The sequence below is a fragment of the Streptomyces sp. MAI_2237 genome (genome assembly GCF_054189285.1).
Genome location: NZ_JAJPGQ010000005.1, coordinates 231,189 through 248,891 on the forward strand (window position 1 = coordinate 231,189; position 17,703 = coordinate 248,891).

Here is a 17,703-nt window from a genome sequence, read left to right on the forward strand (position 1 = left end):
GCGCCCTCCGGACGGCTCGCCGCCGGCCTTCCTTCTGGACGGATCACCGCCGGCCCACCCTCCGGACCGATCACCGCCGGCCCACCCTCCGGACGGATCACTGCCGGCCCGCGAGCCTTTCCTGGCAGACGCCGAGGGCCCGGTCGACGCCTGCCGGCGCGCCTACGGCGACGGCATGCGCAGCGTGCTGCACGGCGACTTCGAGCATGCCGCGTCTCTGCTCCGCAGGGTGCTGAACGTGCTGAGCGCGCAGAGCCAGCCCTCGCGGCTGTTGTCCGCGGGCACGATCGCGCCCATCCTGGGTGGAGGGCCTCGACAGGGCCATTTCGGCCTCCGGATGATGGTGGGGTCCCCTGCTACATCGAGGCAGCGGTCCTCGCCGGCCACGACATCGACGCGCACCCGGACGTAGAAACCCTCTTCGGGCAGTACTCCCGGTAGGCCTTCCTGGGCGCGGACCCGCAGGCGCCCGCGATCGTGCTGCGCTGCCGTGCCCTGCTGGCGGGCGACGAGGACAGCGAGGCCCTCTTCACCTCGGCCCCGGCAGAGCACGAGAAGGTCGACAGCCCCTACGAGCATGCCCGTACCCACCTGGCGTACGGGATGTGGTTGCGCCGCCGACGCCGTCCCGGAGAAGCGCGCACTCAACTGCGCAGCGCCGTCATGGGGTTCGATCACTGCGGGGCCGACGTCTGGACACAGCAGGCCGACGCCGAACTCCGGGCGGCCGGGGAGACGCCGACGACCGCCCCCTCCCCCGCATCCGGCACGCCACCGCTGCCCCATCTGACCCCGAAGCAGTTGCGCATCGCCCGCTCTGTGGCCCAGGGCGCCCCCAACCGGGAAGTGGCTCGCCAGCTGTCGATCAGCACACCGGACGGTCGAGTACCACCTGCGCAACATCTTCACGCAGCTCGGCGCCCGCTCCCGGGTGGCCCTGGCCCGCCGACTGGAGCCTTGATGGGCATGGCCCGAGAACCGGCGGGGCGTGGGCACCGCGCCGGCGGTACCGATCTCAGTCCTCGCGCGAGTGTCGGTGCCGACTGTCAGGATCTGCCGTATGACGTCCTCCGTAGCTGAGTCATGGACTCGCATCGAAGCGTGGCTCGTGGACAACGCGCCTTCCACGTTCGCCAAGTTGGCGCCCCCGGCCGAGCGCGCGGCGATCGCCGGCGCGGAAGAAGTTCTCGGGCTGACGTTCCCCACTGCCCTGACGGATTCGCTCCTCAGGCATGACGGCACAGCGTACGGCGTGTTGTTGCCCCCGTTCTGGGCGATGCTCAGTACGCGGGCCATCGCGGACGCCTGGAGGACGCGGACCCTCATCCACGGGGAGGAACCCTCAGACGCCGAGGAGGGCGACGCCGAGCACGAGTACGGGCCGTGGTGGCACCGGCAGTGGATTCCCTTCGCCGCCGACGGGTCCGGCGACTATCTGGTGATCGATCAACGTCCTACCCGTCGGTGTGGCCGGATCGGAGACGCTGATCACGAGGACGGCTGCCGCTTCGCTCCGCATCCGATGTGGGCTTCCTTGCCGCACCTTCTGGAGATGACGGCCAGCGCGCTCAAGACCGGGGATCCGGTGAACGGCTACGAACGAGTCGTCACCGATATGGAGCTGACGTGGGAGTTCTGACCGGTCGCCCTGGCGCCGGCCGCCGGAGGGCACCGTGCGGGGAACGCTCGCCGAGTGCTCGTCCTGGAGGTCCGGCAACCTTGCGGCGGACGTGGGAGCCGTCCTCCGGGCGGATACCGGTGGCGGTCCCGCCCGTACAATCGGTGCTGAACGACCGGGCGGACCGCGGGTCCTCCGGTCCCGCCGAGGAGACTCAGGGAGCACGCTTGCCCGGCCAGCGATCCATCACCGAAGCGGAGAAGCTCGCCGAGGCCAAGCTGGGAGGCGTTCCCCTGCGGCGCGAGCAGATGCTGGCCGTGGCCAACATCTACCGCGCCGCCTCCACCGTGCGGCACCACCTGGAGAACTCCGTGCTGCGCGGCTCGGACCTGACCTGGACCGCGTTCGTCGTGCTGTGGGTGGTGTGGGTCTGGGGGGAGTCGGAGACTCGGCACGTCGCCGAGGAGGCGGGCATCTCGAAGGGCACGCTCACCGGCGTCTCGCGCACCCTCGAATCACGCGGGTTGCTGCGCCGGTCCGCCCATCCCACGGACGGCCGGCTGGTCCTGCTGTCCCTGACCGAGGAGGGCGAGGAGTTCATGCGCCGGGTCTTCCCGGCGTTCAACGAGGAAGAGGCCTTCGTCACCTCCCGGCTGACCGACGAGGAGTGCCTCAGCCTCGCCGACGGGCTGCGGCGGGTGGTGCTCCAGGTCGAGGAGCAGGGTGAGGACAGGCGCCGTTCCTTGCTGAACGGTGAGGAACCCGCGCCGCGTCGCAGCGGACGTCGCTCCCGAGGCTGACCGCCCGTTCCCGGGCCGGCCCGTCAGCCGCACCGTCGTCTCCAGTGGCCGTAGCGTTCCATCGGATCGCCGTCGACCTGCCATGGCCAGGGGCACACCAGGTTCTCCGTGGCGTGGAAGGCCGGCCGGGCCTCCTCGGTCCGGCCTGCCTTCGCCAGGGCGTAGGCCAGCAGATTGAGGTCGGCGACCCGGGCCGCGTGGTGCAGGAAGCCGGGTTGGAGCCACTGGGCCGCGGTCCGGTCCAGCAGGCGCGCGTTGTGCGGTTGTTCCCAGTAGCGGGCGGCGACCAGTGCGCTCAGCCCGCTTCCGGCCAGCTCCCGGTGGTATTGGTCCACGGCTGCCGCCAGCGGCAGGCAGGCGGGCGGCATCCGCGGGGGCATGACCGTGGCCACGTCGTCGAGGAATTCCCTTCGCGCCGCCTGGCTGCCCCGCCCGTCCGGTGACAGGTGCTCGAAGATCGTCAGGTGGGCCTCTCGGTTCCAGGGGTCGCGGGACGCGATCTCCTTCCACACCGGGGTGAGTTCGGCGCTGGTGCGGCCCTCGACGCACAGGGCGGCGAGCAGGGCCACCCACGGTGTCGGGTCGGCCGGTGCGGCGTCGGCGGCCTGCCTGCAGGTGTCCAGGGTGGCGGCCGCGTCGTCGAGGCGGCCCGTGGCGCGCGCGGTGTGCACCTCGGCCCAGGCGTGCAGGACGAGGGCGTCGGCGCTGTGCGGGTGTTTCAGGCGCAGGCGCCGGGCGAGGGAGGGCGCGGCCCCGGCCAGTACGGTGACCCGGTGGCCGCGCCGGTCCCAGTCGCCGTTCGCCTCCTGCAGGAGTCCCTCGATCTGGGTGGCCAGGATGTCCTGGGGTCCCGCGCCGGGCGCGCCGGTCAGTGCGCGAAGGACGCGGCCGAGCGCCGCGTCGTCGAGTTCCGGCGCCAGCCGCGGGGCTTCGCCGGTGCGGCGGCCGAAGAGCGCCATCAGCAGCGGCCCCGTCTCAATGGGGCCCGTGCGCGACCCGTACCAGCGCGTCGAAGAGACGCTGCTGGGCGGGGTCCTCGTGCGCGGTGTCCTCTGGGTGCCACTGCACTCCTATGAACCAGTGCTGCCGGTCGGGGAGTTCGACGGCTTCGACAGTGCCGTCGGCCGCACGGGCGGTGACGGTCAGACCCTCGCCCGGGCGGTCCACGTGCTGGTGGTGGTAGCAGGACGCCTCGGCCTTGTCGGCGCCGGTGATCTTCGTCAGGGCGGAGCCGGGGGCGAAGGACACGGGGTGTCGCACATGCCGGTGTTCGCGTTCGGGGCCGCCCATGTCCTGGTGCAGGGTGCCTCCGAGGGCCGTGTTGACGACCTGCAGGCCGCGGCAGACGGCCAGGGTCGGAAGTCCGCTCGCGAGGGCCTGCCGGGCCAGCTCGAGGTCGAAGGCGTCCTGCTCGTCGTCGACGTCGTAGACGGCCTCGTGCGCGTCGGCCGCTCCGTAGCGGTGGGGGGCGATGTCGCCGCCGCCCGGGAGCAGCAGGCCGTCGAAGCGGGCGAGGCGGGCGGCGACCTCGGCGGGGTCGGCGGTGCCCTCGGGGGCGTGCGGGTGGAGGGTGGCGGGCTCGCCGCCCGCCCGCCATACGGCCTCGATCAGAGCGCGGGCGTTGACCTCGGCGGCGTAGCGCAGGGCGGAGGTGGTGGCGGAGAAGCGAGCGGGGATCGCGATCAGCGGACGGTGGGTCACAGCCGGATCCAGGTGGTCTTCACTTCGGTGTACTTCTCCAGGGCGTGGGCGGACTTGTCGCGGCCGTTGCCGGACTGCTTCATGCCGCCGAAGGGGACGGTCAGGTCGCCCTCCTCGTAGCAGTTGACCCAGACCGTGCCGGCCTTCAGCGCCCGGGAGACCCGGTGGGCGGTGGACAGGTCGGACGTCCACAGGCCGGCGGCGAGGCCGTACTTGGTGCTGTTGGCGAGGGCGACGGCCTCGTCGAGCTCGTCGAAGGTGAGGACGGACAGCACGGGTCCGAAGATCTCCTCGCGGGCCAGCCGGCCGGCGGGGTCGACCTGGTCGAAGACGGTCGGCTGAAGGTAGACGCCGCCCGTCTCGGTGCGGGTGCGTGCGCCGCCGGTGCGCAGCCGGGCTCCGTCGTCGACCGCGGTGTGGATGTGGCCGAGTACGCGGTCGAGGTGGCCCCGGCCGACCAGGGCGCCCATCTCGGTGGCGGGGTCGAGGGGGTCGCCGACGCGCAGTGCGCGGGCGCGTGCCACGACGGCCTCGGTGACCTGTTCGGCGATGGAGGTGTGGACCAGCAGCCGGGAGGGCGCGGTGCACATCTCGCCCTGGTTGAAGAAGATGCCCCAGGCGGCGGTGGCGGCTGCCTTGTCCAGGTCGGGGGCGTCGGGCAGGACGATGTTCGGGGACTTGCCGCCCAGTTCCAGCCAGACGCGCTTGAGGTTGGAGTCGGCGGCGTAGCGCAGGAAGTGGCGGCCGACGGCGGTGGAGCCGGTGAAGGCCAGGACGTCCACGTCGGGGTGGAGTCCGAGGGCGCGGCCCGCCACCGGGCCGTCCCCCGCGATGACGTTGAGCGCCCCCACGGGCAGCCCCGCTTCCAGGGCGAGCCTGCCGAGCAGGAGCGCCGAGAGCGGTGAGTTCTCCGAAGGTTTGAGCACGACCGTGCAGCCGGCGGCGAGGGCGGGGGCGATCTTCCATCCGGCGAGCGTCAGGGGGAAGTTCCAGGGCACGACGGCACCGACGACTCCGGCGGGTTCCCGGGTGACCAGGGCGAGGGCGTCCGGCGCGGTGTGCGGGGACTCGTCGGTGAGCTTGTCGGCGAGCTGGCCGTACCAGCGGAAGGTGTTGATCACGGCACGCAGCTCGATGTCGTGGGCGTCCGTGATCGGTTTGCCCATCTCCAGGCTGACGGTGAGGGCCAGTTCGCCGCGGTGTTCCTCCAGGAGGTCGGCGAGGCGGATCAGGATACCTCCGCGTTCGGCGGGGGCCAGGCGGGGCCAGGGGCCGTGGTCGAAGGCTCTGCGTGCGGCGGCTACGGCAGCGTCCACCTCGGCCGCGCCGGCGTCGGCCACCTCGGCCAGGACCTGGCCGTCGCGGGGCGAGACGACGCTGAACGTGCTGCCGCCCCCGAACTCGTCGGCGCCGCCGATCAGATGGGCGGTGTGCGGGGCGAGGTTCTTCGCGCGGTGCAGCCAGTCGTCGTGGGTGGCGGTGGTCATGCGGTCCTCCAGACCACGTCGTTGAAGCGCTTGACGAAAGAGGGAAGGGGGAGAGCGTCTCGGCGGGCGCGCGCCCGAGGAACGGGCGCGCGCCGGAGACGGGAAGGTCACGTCGTCAGGGGTGCGGCTCGTCGGCGGCGCATCCGCTCGTTGAGCACGCCGAGCGCCATGACGACGGGCACGGTGACCACCAGCCATACGGCCGTGCTCGTCTCGCCGCCGATCAGGGTGGTGAAGTTGGCGAGGATCAGCCAGATCGCGCCCGCGAGGCCGACTGCGCCCAGTACCGGTGCGACGAGGGTGTTCCAGGTGCGGGAGTCCGCGCGCCGGCGGCGGAAGAACACCACCACCGACAGCGAGGTCAGGAGGTAGAGCAGCATCATCGCCAGGACGGCCAGGCCGCTGAACCAGGAGAACAGGGTGAGCACCGGGTCCTTGCCGGCCAGCGCGAACGGTACGACGAGGACGGCGGCGATCAGGGTCTGGACACAGCCGGCGATCCAGGGGGCGTGCCGGGTGTTGAGGCGGCACAGGCTCGCGGGAAGCTGACCGTCACGGCTGAGGGAGAACAGGTAGCGGTTGGCGGAGTTGTGGAAGGTCAGGATGCCGGCGAACAGGGAGGTGGCCAGCAGGATCGGCAGGACGTCGTTGACCCAGCCGCCGAACTGGGCGGCGATGGGGGCGAAGACGAAGCCGGCGGAGTCCCCGGCGGCCAGGGCCTTGCCCGCCGCGCCGGGCGCGTGCGAAGCGCCGTAGGAGGAGATGAGCGACCAGGAGGTGAGGGCGAAGAAGCCGGTGACCACGACCACCGACAGGTAAGTGGCCCGCGGCACGGTCTTCTTCGGTTCCTTGGCCTCTTCGCCGTAGATGGCGGTGGCCTCGAAACCGAACATCGACGCGACGGCGAACATCACGGCGACTCCGGGCGCGCCTTGGAGCGCGGCGGACGGGGAGAAGCTGTCGGCCGCGCCGAGGCCTTCGGGGCCGCCGCCCTGGAACAGGGTGACGAGCGCGAAGACCAGCAGGATGCTGAACTCGGCGAGGACGAAGACGGCCAGGATCTTGGCGCCCATCTCGATGCCGGCGGCGCCCAGTGCCTGGACGACCGCCATGGTGATCAGGGCGTACATCCACCACCCCAGGTGGATCCCGGTGTGGGCGGCGACGAGGCCGCTGACGATCGAGCCGTACAGGCCGTACATCGCGGCCTGGATGACGCAGTACGCGAACAGGGCGACGCTCGCGCTGCCGGCGCCGGCGGTCCGGCCGAGGCCCGCGCCGATGTACGTGTAGAAGGCGCCGGCGTCGACGACGTGGCGCCCCATGGCGACGAATCCCACGGAGAAGAGGAGGATCACGGCCCCGGCCACCACGTAGGCGGCCGGTGTGCCGGCTCCGTTGCCGATGGCGATCGAGATCGGGGCAGCGCCGGCGATTCCGGTCAGCGGGGCCTGGCCGGACAGGACGAAGAAGAGGATGCCCAGGACGCCCAGGGCGTTGGGCTTGAGTGCGGCTGAAGTGGGGGCGTCCCTTACGGTCCGCTCCGCGGAGGCCGTCTGACTGTCCACTCGGATCACCTGCCAGAGAAGGGGAGGATCGTTTCAGGCCAAACGAGTTGCCTCATCCTGGGACTGAACTATCCGTTTGACAAGGGGGTGGGAGCAGGGAATCCCGCCGCTCGCCGAATTCTTACAGCGCCGTACCGGGAAAGGCTCGGCAGTGCAGGCCTCGGCTCACCACCGGGACGTCCGGGCAGCGCGGACGCCGGCCTGCGACCAGGACGTCCGCACGGCGCGGGTCAGCGCTCGTCCCGGCCCTCCGCCAGCCCCTCCAGCAGGTTCCGCAACTCCTTCAGCGCCTCTTCGGTGACCTCCCGCTCACCGAAGACGAGCTGGTGCAGCACCAGGCCCTCCAATGCCGCGAAGACGAGCCGCGACGTGCCCCGCTCCACCGGTTCCGGCAGCATGCGCGACAGCTCACGCCGGGTCGCCTCGAAGTACTCCTCGTACAGGCTGCGCAGGTGCGGCAACAGCTCGGGCCTGCGTCGCGCCTCCAGCAGCAGCTCGTACTGGAACGCCTGCAGTTCGGGGCCGGATTCGACCATCTGCGTCAGGCCGGTGGCGAAGTCGGAGGGCCTGCCGGTGCCGATGTCGAGCGCGCTGCTGCTCAGCGAGGTGCGGATGGCGTGGGTGACGGCCTCCTCGATCAGCGCGTCCCGCGAGCCGAAGTGGTGGACGACCAGCCCATGGGTGACCCCGGCCTCCTCGGCGACGGCCCGGTAGGTGAGCTTGCGCAGACCGCCCCGGGCCACCACACGCACGGCGGCGTCCAGCAGGGCGGTCCGCCCCGTCCCGTAGTGCGTCACCCGCTTGCGGGTACGTCGCTCACCTGCGGGCTCGACGGAGTCGGTCATGCCGACGACCCTACCGGCGGGCCTCGGGTCAGCGCCGCGGAGGGCGGATGCCGCGGAACTCCCAGTCTCCGCCCAGTGCGGTGGAGAGCACCTCCTCCGACTCGGTGGGCTGCGCGCCGACGTCCGAGCGGATGGCGGTGGGCCCGGTGACGATGTGGTTGGTGAGCCGGCCCAGGCCCTCGACCTCGACCTCGACGACGTCGCCGGGCAGGACCGGCCGGGAGTTGGCCGGGGTGCCGGACAGCAGGACGTCACCGGGGTACAGGGTGATCGTGCGGGCGATGTCGGCGACGAGGTAGTGCATGTCCCAGGTCATCTCGTCGGTCGAGCCGTCCTGGACCACCTCGCCGTTGACATAGGTACGCAGCCGCTTGCCGCGGAAGTCCCAGTCGGTCACCAGGCCGGGGCCGAGGGGGCAGAGGGTGTCGGAGCCCTTGACCCGCAGCATGGAGCCCGCATCGGTGTCGCGGAAGTCGTGCAGTCCGTAGTCGTTGGCGACCGTGTAGCCGGCGATGTACTCCCCCGCCTCGGCCGGGGCGATGTTCCGCGCGGTCCTGCCGATGACGATGGCGACCTCACCCTCGTAGTTGAGCCACTTGCAGCCCTCGGGACGCACGATCGCGCCGTGGTGGGAGTTGAGGGAGGAGGTGGGCTTGTGGAAGTAGGTCGGGGTGTCCGGCAGGCCGATCCGGAATTCGTCGACCCGGCTGCGGTGGTTGAGGTGAACGGCGATGACCTTGGAGGGGACGACCGGCGGCAGGTGCTGCGCGTCGTCGATCTTGACGCGGCGGCCGTCTCCGGCGACGAGTTCGTCGTCGTCCCGGACGGTCTCGACGGCAGCGCCGTCGAGGAGGATGCGGCGGTACTCGGGCATGGCAGGGGGCCTTTCTGCGGGAGCTGGGCGGCCTCGGCAAGATGCTTCTGAGCGGGGGGAGGCGCCTGCTGGATGCGGCTGTGCCGAGGGGGTTGTCAGGCGCGGCTGTGCGGGGTGCGGGGTGCGGCCGGCGCGGGCAGGCCGCCGCCGGTCCAGCCGTCGGCCGGGCGGTCGAACCAGAGGTGGACCTGGCCGGTGCCGATGGAGTTCTCGTACGCGCCGTACTGGCGGGCCCTGGCGGTGCAGGCCTGCCCGCCGAGGGCGCCGGCCATCATCAGGTAGTGGAAGAACTTCGCCTCGGGCTTGTGCTTCCAGAACTCGTCCATGGTGTCGAGGACCTTGTCGTGGCGGCCCTCCTTGAACCAGGCGATGCGCTCGGAGTCCGCTTCACGTGCCTCGGGGGTGAAGATGTGCGCGGGGTCGCTGGCCTCGTGGTCGCGCAGCTCGCGCAGCGGCCAGAAGGTGTGGGACAGGGCCCCGGAGGCGATCAGCAGCACGCGGCGGCCTGGGGTGGCGGCGATGCCGTCGGCGAGGGCGCGGCCCAGGCGCAGGTGGTCCTCCATGTCGCCGGTCTGGCAGACGCCGATGGTCACCCACCGCTTGTCGGTCAGACCCTCGCCGAGGTATTTCCACAGGTTGATGGTGGCGTAGTAGATCGGCAGGTACGCGTCGTCGATCGCGGTGATCCAGGTGCCGTGCTTGTCGGCGTACGAGGCGATGTTGTGGGCGAGTTCGGGGTCGCCGGGGAAGTCGTAGGGCATGCGGCTCATGCCGCGGGGCAGTTCCTCGGAGGTGAACAGACCAGCCCGGCGGTCCTGCGCGGTGACGACGAACTCCACGGTGGTGGCCCAGTGGGAGTCCAGGACGACGACGGTGTCGTAGTCGTCGCGCTCGAAGACGTCCTCGCGCAGCTGCTGGAGGCCGGTGACGAGGGTGATCTCCTTGCCCTCGTTCAGTTCGAGCCGGTCCGCCTCCGGCAGCACGATGGTGGGGACGTGGGCGAGCAGGCCCGCCCCGACGATCTCACCCATGGTCCTTCCATCCCTTCGGCGCGGTGACGGTGTTCTTGAGGTCGCAGTAGAAGTCGAAGCTCCAGGTGCCGCCCTCGCGGCCGACGCCGGAGTGGCGGGAGCCGCCGAAGGGGGCCTGGAGGTCGCGGACGAAGAAGCAGTTGACCCAGACGGTGCCCGCGACCAGCTGCGCGGTGACGCGTTCGGCGCGCTCGGGGTCGCCGGTGGCGACGGTGGCCGCCAGGCCGAAGCGGGTGTCGTTGGCGAGCCGGACGGCTTCGTCCTCCGAGGTGAAGGTCTGGAGCGTCAGGACGGGGCCGAACACCTCTTCCTGGACGATCTCGCTGTCCTGCGCCACGTCCGTGAGCAGGGTCGGCGCGTAGTACTGGCCCTCCCCGCGGTGGCCGCCGATGACCGCGCGGGCGCCGGCCGCCAGGGCCCGCCGCACGAACCCGTCGATCTTCTCCAGCTGGCGGGGGTGGATGTTGGGGCCGATGTCGGTGGCCTCGTCACGCGGGTCGCCCTGCCTGAGGCGGGTCGTTTTGTCGATGAATCGTCGGGTGAACTCGTCGGCGACGGTCTCCTCGACGAGGATGCGGGTCGCGGCCAGACACACCTGGCCGGCATTGTCGTACTGCTCGACGGCCAGATCGAGGGCGAGGTCGAGGTCGGCGTCGGCGAAGACGAGCAGCGGGGACTTGCCGCCGAGCTCCAGGCTGAGGGGCGTCAGGTTGGCGGCCGCCGAGGCGGAGATGCGCCGGGCTGTCGGCACGGAGCCGGTGAAGCTGATGCGCCGTACGTCGGGGTGCGAGGTGAGGGCGTCGCCGATCTCGGAGCCGTAGCCCTGGACCACGTTCAGGACGCCGGCGGGCAGACCGGCCTCGGCCGCGATGTCGGCGAGCAGCGAGGCGGTGAGCGGTGTCCACTCGGCGGGCTTCAGGATCACTGTGTTGCCGGCGGCCAGCGCGGGGGCGACCTTCCAGGTGGCCAGCATCAGCGGAGCGTTCCACGGGGTGATCAGCACGCAGGGGCCGGCCGGGTCCCAGCTGACGTGGTTGGTGTGTCCGCGGGTGGCGAAGTCCTCATGCCGGAGGGTGAGCAGCCAGTCGGCGAAGAAGCGGAAGTTGTGGGCGACGCGGGGCATGACGCCACGGCGGTGCGAACGCAGCAGGGCGCCGTTGTCGGTGGTCTCGACGACGGCGAGTTCTTCGAGTCGCTTCTCCACGCCGTCGGCGATGGCGTGCAGGATGCGGGCGCGCTCGGCGCGGGGGGTGGCGGCCCAGCCCGGGAAGGCGGCCTTGGCGGCGGCGACGGCCGCGGCCGCCTCCGTGGCGGTCCCCCAGGAGATCTCGCCCAGGGTGCTGCCGTCGATGGGTGAGACGTCGGTGAAGGTCTCGGTGGAGGCGATGCGCTCGCCGCCGATGAAGTGCCGGGTGTCGACGGCGACTCCGGCGACGGTGGTCAGGTGTGCGCTCATGGTCGCGGGGCTCCTGGAAGTCGTGGGGGCGGGTTCACTCGGCGCCGGAGGTGCCGGACTCCAGCAGGCGTCCGCCGTCCCAGACCACGCCGACCTGGCGGTAGTAGGCGGCGATCGGCTCGCGGATCTCCAGCCGGGCCAGCTCCTCCGTGGGTGCCTCGAACAGCTCCAGTTCGGCATCGCCCACCCAGGGCTGTCCGCCCTCGAAGGAGGCGGCGCCGGACTCGATGAGCTCGTCGAGGGCGAGGCCCTTGCCCTTTTCGATGGAGGGCAGCCAGCGGTGGTGGGCCATGGGGTGGCCGTTGACGAAGCCGTTGGTCTCGGACGGTTCGCGCAGGGTGACGACGGCTTGGGCCAGCCGCCGGTCGGCGGCGGCGAGGGTCGCTCCGAAGCGGGCGCCGGCCTCGATGCGCGGGGCGGGACCGTAGGGGTGCGGACGGGTCTGGTGGATGGAGCCGAGCTTCTTCGGGTAGCCCTGGTGCAGTCCGCGGGCGATGGCGAAGTCCTTGTCGACCCAGATGTGGACGCAGCGGGTGTACGTCTGTCCCTTGTACCGGCAGCGGACGACCGCGAAGGCCTCCTTGTACTGGGCGAGCACCGGGTCCAGCAGTTCGTCGCCCGAGGCGGAGCAGGACTGCCAGTCGGCCCAGATCAGCGCGACCGCGCCGGGGTCCTCGTCGGCGAGCTGGAGCGGCTCGGGCAGCAGCTCGCGTACGCGGGCCGGGTCGGTGCGGTACTCGATGGTGAGCAGGTCGCCGGAGTAGCGCCACGGCGGTGCGGGGATCAGCGACGAGGCACCCGTCGCGGTCTTGGGGTGGAAGTATCCACGGACACGGGTCACTGGGATTCCTTACGGGTTTTGCGCGGAGCGTCACGCGGTGAGGGCGGGCTGCTTGAGCAGTTCGGCGCGGTGGCGGGCGGCGGCGGCCGCCGCGGCCTGACCGCCTAGGGCGACGACACCGACGAGCCGGCCGGCGGCGTGGTAGCCGACCAGAACGTCCCCGTCGAGGTCGCCCTCCAGGACGCGTACGTCCTCCTTGCCCAGAGCGGGTGCGCCGAAGGACTGGAGCCGGAAGTCGTGCTGGTCGCTCCAGAACGTGGGCAGCGGCGCGAACGGAGCGAGGGCGGCGTCGGTGCCGTTGAGGTGGGCGGCGAGGAGCCGGGCGGCGTGCTTGGCCGTGTCCGTGGGGATCGACCAGTGCTCGACGCGGCGCGGTACGCCGTCGTAGCGGGCGTTGGGGAAACGGGCGATGTCACCGACGGCGACCACGTCGGGGCGGCCGCCGACCCGCAGGTGCTCGTCGGTGAGGACGCCGTCGGTCAGGTCGAGGCCGTTGCCGTCGAGCCACTCGGTGTTGGCGAGGGAGCCGACGGACTCGACGACGACGTCGGCGGCGAGCACGGCGCCGTCGGCCAGGACCACTCCGGTGACCCGGTCGTCGCCCTCGAAGCCGGTCACGCCGGTGCCGAGGGCGAAGCGGACGCCGCGCTGCTCATGGCGGTCGCGCAGCGCCGTGGCGAGCAGTTCGCCGAGCGGGCCGACCATCGGCAGCGGCAGCGGGTCGGCCACGGTGACTTCGGCGGCGCCCAGGGCGACGGCGGTGGCGGCGACCTCGCAGCCGATGAAGCCCGCCCCGACCACGGCCACGCGGGCGCCAGGCCGGGTCAAGGCCTCGCGCAGCTCCCGGGCGTCGGCCAGGGTCCGCACCGTGTGCCGGCCGACGGCGGGTCCGGGGCAGCGCAGCCGCCGGGGGCGCATGCCGGTGGCGACGACGAGGCCGCCGTAATGCAGCGCCTCACCGTCGTCCAGTTCGACGGTCCGCCGGTCGAGGTCGGCGCGGACGGCCTTGGTGCCCAGCCGCCACACGACGTCGGCGACGGCGGCCCGGGGCCGGAAGGCGAGCGACTCGAAGGACGCCCTGCCCGCCAGGACCTCCTTGGACAGCGGCGGCCGGTTGTAGGGCATGTGCGGCTCGTCCCCGACCAGGGTGATCGGTCCGGTCCAGCCGGCGGCGCGCAGTTGCTCGGCGGCGCGCAGGCCGGCCATGGAGGCCCCGGCCACGACGACGGGTGCGCTCACGGCTCAGTCCTCGATCCGGATGGCCTGCAGCGGACAGACGTCGGCGGCTTCTTCGACCTCGTCGCGCAGCGCGTCGTCGGGGTCGGGCACGTAGGCCAGGCGGCCGTCGTCATCGAAGCGGAAGACGTCGGGGGCTGCGAAGACGCACTGGCCGTGGTCCTGGCACTTGTTCATGTCGACGACGACCTTCATGGCCGGTCCTCCTGGTACTGAGGGGGGCGTCGGGGAGGGAAGCAAGAGAGGGAAGTAGGGGCCCGGACCGCTGGGGGGCCGGGCCCCGGCCAAAGGGTGCGGATGCGCCACACCCCAACTCGTTTGGCTTCAAACAACATAGGAAGCCCTGGACCTCTGGTCAATAGCTATCCAGGTGGATAAATTTTTGCGACGACACCCTTGCGGTGAGGTGACGAACCTCCCTACCGTTTGGCACCAAACAGAGCGGCCTCCTGCCTTCCCGCAGCATGCAGCCGCCCTCACCCTCCCCTTTCTCCCCCAGCGCCCAGAGCCCTGGGAGGCGCCCCCTTCCCCGAGGAGACACCGGTGAGCGCATCCGACATCCCGCCCGTCCGCCGGCACATGGAACGCCTGGCAGCCGAGGGCATCGACGTGGTCCGGGTGACCTATCCCGACCTCATCGGCACCGAACGGGCCCGGGACGTCCTGCTGGACCACCTGCCCTCGGCCTGCGACCACGGCCTCGCCTTCTGCCGCGCCGTCTACCACACCAGCCCTCAGGGCGACGTCGTCCCCGTCTCCGGCGGACTCGACGCGGGCCTGCCCGACATCTGCGTACGCCCCGACCTCGACACGCTCACCGCCCTGCCGTGGGAACCCGGCGTCGCCACCTGCCTCGGCGACGTCACCGACCCGGCCACCGGGCGACCGGCACCGGAGTCACCACGGGACCTGCTGGGCACCGTCCTCGACCGGTGTGCCGAGCACGGCCTGCGTCCCGTCGTCGGCCCCGAGCTGGAGTACTTCCTGTGCGACGCGGCCGCGGACACACCGACGGGATGGCGCAGGTACAGCGACGCCGAGGGTGTCGTCTACACCGCGGGCCTGCGCGCCGACGACGACAACCACCTGCTGCGCACCCTGCGCCTGCTGCGCGACATGAACATCGGCGTCACCAGCGGAAACCACGAGTTCGACGGCGCCCAGTTCGAGATCAACCTGACCCACTCCGACGCCATGACAGCCGCGGACCACGCCTTCCGCTTCAAGGCGGCGGTCAAGGAACTCGCCCGCAAGGAGGGCCGCCTCGCCACCTTCATGGCCAAGCCCTTCAACGGTGCGGGCGGATCAGGCTTCCACCTCCACCTCTCCTGCGTGGACGAGCACGGCACCAACGCCTTCGCCGACCCCTCCGCCCCCTACGGCCTGTCCGCCACCGGACGCCACGCGATAGCCGGCGTCCTGGCCCACGCCCCGGCGCTGGCCGCGCTCGCCAACCCGACGATCAACTCCTACAAGCGCTTCGGCCCCGACACCTTGGCCCCCTGGCTGATCGACTGGGGCCTGGACAACCGCAGCGCCATGGTCCGCATCCCGCCCGAGCGCGGTTCCGGCTCCCGCCTCGAACTGCGCCTGGGCGACGCGAGCGCCAACCCCTACCTGCTCATCGCGGGCACCGTCGCGGCCGCCCTGCTGGGCGCCCTGACCGGCGAGGAACCTCCCGCCCCACTGCAGGGCTACGGCTACGACACCACGAAGTCGCCCGCCCTGCCGATGTCCTTGCCCGCCGCCCTCGACGCCCTGGAAGCGGACACGGCACTGACCGAGGTGCTCGGCAAGGACTTCACCACTTCCTACCTCGCGTACAAGCGTGACGAGGTCGCGCGCTTCCAACGGCACGTCACCGACTGGGAGTTCACCGAGTACGCCTACCACCTGTGACGCCGCCACCCCTTGACGACGTGCTGATTTACGACGTGCTGATTTACGACGTGCTCATTTACGACCTGCTGAGGAGACCCACCGCATGACGACCACCACCCCGCGCCAGGCCGACGCCGCGCGCGAGCCGCTGCCGCTGGCCGACGTCGACCTCGCGGACCTCGACAACTTCACCGACGGTGTCACCCCTTGGCGGATGTTCCACACTCTCCGCCACCAGGACCCCGTCCACTGGCAGCCCGAGGAGGCCCCCAACTCCGGGTTCTGGGCCGTGACCCGGCACGCCGACATCGCCCGTGTCGACCGCGACGCTGAGACCTTCACCTCCATGAAGTTCGTCAACCTCGAAGAGGTGGACGACGACCAGATCAAGAAGCGCGCCTCCATCCTCGAACTGGACGGAATCCGTCACCGCGCCCTGCGCAGCCTGCTCCAGCGGCAGTTCGGCGCGAGCGTCATCAACAGCTACGCCGACTTCCTGCGCGGCCTGACGGCCACCACCCTCGACGCGGCGCTCACCAAGGGCACCTTCGACTTCGTCAAGGAGGTGTCCGCCGACTTCCCCATCAACGTCCTGGCCCGCCTGCTGGACGTGCCCCCGGAGGACAACCAGCAGCTCATCGACTGGGGCAACCGGATCATCGGCAACACCGACCCCGACTACGCCGACGTCCTGCTGCACAGCGCGGAGAGCGAGCAGTACCGCGACCTGCCCTTCCGCTCCCCCGCGTCCCTCGAGGTCTTCGCCTACGGACGCGAACTGGCCCGGCAGCGGCGCGGGGGCAGCGGCACGGACCTGATCTCCCGGCTGGTCAACGAGACCCCCCGCGACGGAGTGCCGCTCTCCCCGCAGGACTTCGACAACTACTTCCTGCTCCTGGTGGTCGCCGGAAACGAGACCACCCGGCACACCATCACCCACTCCATGCTCGCCCTCCTGCAGCACCCCGAGCAGCTCGCCCGCCTCAAGGACGACCCGTCCCTCATCCCGGTGGCCGTCGAGGAGTTCCTGCGCTGGGCCTCCCCCGTCTACCACTTCCGCCGCACCGCGACCCGGGACGTCGAACTCGGTGGCAAGCGCATCAAGGAGGGCGACAAGGTCGTCATGTGGTTCGCCTCCGGCAACCGAGACGAGGACGTCTTCGGCAACCCCTACGACTTCGACGTCACCCGGCAGGACAACGACCACGTCACCTTCGGCAAGGGCAGCCCGCACCTGTGCCTGGGCAACCTGCTGGCCCGCACCGAGATCCGCATCATGTTCGAAGAGCTGATCCCGCGCCTCGCCGACATCCGCCTCGTCGGCGACGTCCCGCGCGTGCGCTCCAACTTCGTCAACGGCATCAAGGAGCTGCCGGTAGAGGTGACACTCGCCTGAGACAGGCGGTCCCAGGCAGGGGCGGTCTCCCATCGCGGACCGCCCCTGATCGACTTGGCGAAGGACCCCGAACCAGCACCTTGCCGCCCTTGCTCCTGCGGCGCACCCCGCCACACTGGAGTCATGGAATACGTCGGCCGGGTACCCGCGGCGCCGCTGGACCGGTTCATCGACGACATCTACTGCCTCACCGGGGAGCCGCACCACCGGCTGATGAATGTCCCGCCGATGCCATCGGCCCACCTGTTCCTTCACCTGGACGGGCCCGTCCGCCTGTGGGACAGCGATCCTTCGGTGCCGCCGGCGGTGTTCACCGACGGATGGTTCATGGGCGTGTGGACCCGGCGCTTCCTCTTCGAGTACCCCTCCCGGGTACGGCTGGTCGGGGTGCACTTCAAGCCCTGGGGTATGCCGCCGTTCATCGACGTACCGACGGGCGAGCTGTGCAACCGATGGGCGCCGGTCGACGCCGTCTGGCAACGCTCAGTGGACCGGATGCGAAACCGGCTCGGCGACGCCGCGTCGCCCTCCGGCCTCCTGCAGGTGCTGGAGGATGAGCTGCGGTCGCGACTCGCCCAGGCACCGGCCCGCGGCCTCGGCCTGGTCGTGCACACCGGCAACCGTCTCCAGGCCTCCCACGGCACGATTTCGGTCGGCACACTGGCCGAAACAGCCGGGGTGAGCGGCGACCACCTGGCCCACCTCTTCAAGACGCACGTCGGTGTCACCCCGAAGCGGATGGCCAGGATCTACCGCTTCGCACGGCTGATCCTGTCCGTGGACGCCCTGCACCCGGTCGACTGGTCGCAGCTCGCACCCATGGCCGGCTACTTCGACCACGCCCACTTCAGCAAGGAGTTCAAGGAGTTCACCGGCCACACCCCCACGCAGTACCTGGCCCTCAGGCGCCGGTTGGCCGCCGAGCCGGAAGGCCCGCACGAGCGGGGCCCGATGCCCGCTGATTGATTT

At 71.2% G+C, this 17,703-nt stretch carries 17 protein-coding genes; 6 read left to right on the top strand and 11 right to left on the bottom strand.

Going from position 1 to position 17,703, the window contains the following annotated elements:
- Positions 1-901 precede the first annotated feature (901 nt).
- From LN251_RS29155 to LN251_RS29165, 3 genes are all read left to right on the top strand, one after another.
- Positions 902-961, top strand: a complete 60-nt coding sequence (locus LN251_RS29155) for a hypothetical protein (RefSeq protein ID WP_458248181.1) — start codon at positions 902-904, stop codon at positions 959-961.
- A gap of 99 nt (positions 962-1,060) precedes the next feature.
- A complete protein-coding gene (locus tag LN251_RS29160; protein ID WP_458247167.1) occupies positions 1,061-1,639 on the top strand; it encodes an SMI1/KNR4 family protein in 579 nt (192 codons plus the stop codon).
- A 206-nt stretch (positions 1,640-1,845) separates the two neighbouring features.
- On the top strand, positions 1,846-2,418 hold the full coding sequence (locus LN251_RS29165; protein WP_458247168.1) for a MarR family winged helix-turn-helix transcriptional regulator: 573 nt from the start codon (positions 1,846-1,848) through the stop codon (positions 2,416-2,418).
- Positions 2,419-2,441: 23 nt separating this feature from the next.
- Here LN251_RS29165 and LN251_RS29170 read toward each other — a convergent pair whose 3' ends face one another.
- The 11 genes from LN251_RS29170 to LN251_RS29220 form a co-directional block, all read right to left on the bottom strand.
- The gene (locus LN251_RS29170; protein WP_458247169.1) at positions 2,442-3,377 is read right to left on the bottom strand and encodes a hypothetical protein; all 936 of its coding nucleotides are present in this window, start codon (positions 3,375-3,377) and stop codon (positions 2,442-2,444) included.
- A gap of 16 nt (positions 3,378-3,393) precedes the next feature.
- On the bottom strand, positions 3,394-4,119 hold the full coding sequence (locus tag LN251_RS29175; protein WP_458247170.1) for a gamma-glutamyl-gamma-aminobutyrate hydrolase family protein: 726 nt from the start codon (positions 4,117-4,119) through the stop codon (positions 3,394-3,396).
- The gene (locus tag LN251_RS29180; RefSeq protein ID WP_458247171.1) at positions 4,116-5,606 is read right to left on the bottom strand and encodes an aldehyde dehydrogenase; all 1,491 of its coding nucleotides are present in this window, start codon (positions 5,604-5,606) and stop codon (positions 4,116-4,118) included. Before LN251_RS29180 ends, LN251_RS29175 begins: the two co-directional genes overlap by 4 nt.
- 107 nt (positions 5,607-5,713) lie before the next feature.
- Positions 5,714-7,174 (bottom strand): APC family permease, encoded by a 1,461-nt coding sequence (locus LN251_RS29185; RefSeq protein WP_458247172.1) that lies wholly within the window; start codon positions 7,172-7,174, stop codon positions 5,714-5,716.
- Positions 7,175-7,404: 230 nt separating this feature from the next.
- Positions 7,405-8,019, bottom strand: coding sequence for a TetR/AcrR family transcriptional regulator (locus LN251_RS29190; protein WP_458247173.1), 615 nt, complete (start codon positions 8,017-8,019; stop codon positions 7,405-7,407).
- Positions 8,020-8,047: 28 nt separating this feature from the next.
- Positions 8,048-8,893 carry a fumarylacetoacetate hydrolase family protein gene (locus tag LN251_RS29195; protein ID WP_458247174.1) on the bottom strand — a complete coding sequence of 282 codons (846 nt, stop codon included), beginning with the start codon at positions 8,891-8,893 and terminating at the stop codon, positions 8,048-8,050.
- Between the two features lie 95 nt (positions 8,894-8,988).
- Complete coding sequence (locus LN251_RS29200; RefSeq protein ID WP_458247175.1) at positions 8,989-9,924, bottom strand: 3,4-dihydroxyphenylacetate 2,3-dioxygenase; 936 nt, start codon at positions 9,922-9,924, stop codon at positions 8,989-8,991.
- The gene (locus tag LN251_RS29205; protein WP_458247176.1) at positions 9,917-11,380 is read right to left on the bottom strand and encodes an aldehyde dehydrogenase; all 1,464 of its coding nucleotides are present in this window, start codon (positions 11,378-11,380) and stop codon (positions 9,917-9,919) included. Before LN251_RS29205 ends, LN251_RS29200 begins: the two co-directional genes overlap by 8 nt.
- A gap of 34 nt (positions 11,381-11,414) precedes the next feature.
- The gene (locus LN251_RS29210) at positions 11,415-12,221 is read right to left on the bottom strand and encodes an acetoacetate decarboxylase family protein (RefSeq protein WP_458247177.1); all 807 of its coding nucleotides are present in this window, start codon (positions 12,219-12,221) and stop codon (positions 11,415-11,417) included.
- Positions 12,222-12,251: 30 nt separating this feature from the next.
- Positions 12,252-13,460, bottom strand: coding sequence for an NAD(P)/FAD-dependent oxidoreductase (locus tag LN251_RS29215; RefSeq protein ID WP_458247178.1), 1,209 nt, complete (start codon positions 13,458-13,460; stop codon positions 12,252-12,254).
- Positions 13,461-13,463: 3 nt separating this feature from the next.
- Positions 13,464-13,652 (bottom strand): ferredoxin, encoded by a 189-nt coding sequence (locus tag LN251_RS29220; RefSeq protein WP_142148151.1) that lies wholly within the window; start codon positions 13,650-13,652, stop codon positions 13,464-13,466.
- A 348-nt stretch (positions 13,653-14,000) separates the two neighbouring features.
- Here LN251_RS29220 and LN251_RS29225 point away from each other — a divergent pair, with 348 nt between their 5' ends.
- The 3 genes from LN251_RS29225 to LN251_RS29235 all read left to right on the top strand — a co-directional run bounded on the left by LN251_RS29225 (position 14,001) and on the right by LN251_RS29235 (position 17,700).
- Positions 14,001-15,356: a glutamine synthetase family protein gene (locus tag LN251_RS29225; RefSeq protein ID WP_458247179.1), complete on the top strand. Its 1,356-nt coding sequence runs from the start codon at positions 14,001-14,003 to the stop codon at positions 15,354-15,356.
- An 85-nt stretch (positions 15,357-15,441) separates the two neighbouring features.
- Positions 15,442-16,734, top strand: a complete 1,293-nt coding sequence (locus tag LN251_RS29230; RefSeq protein WP_458247180.1) for a cytochrome P450 — start codon at positions 15,442-15,444, stop codon at positions 16,732-16,734.
- Between the two features lie 123 nt (positions 16,735-16,857).
- Positions 16,858-17,700 carry a helix-turn-helix domain-containing protein gene (locus LN251_RS29235; RefSeq protein ID WP_458247181.1) on the top strand — a complete coding sequence of 281 codons (843 nt, stop codon included), beginning with the start codon at positions 16,858-16,860 and terminating at the stop codon, positions 17,698-17,700.
- The last annotated feature ends 3 nt before the right edge of the window (positions 17,701-17,703 follow it).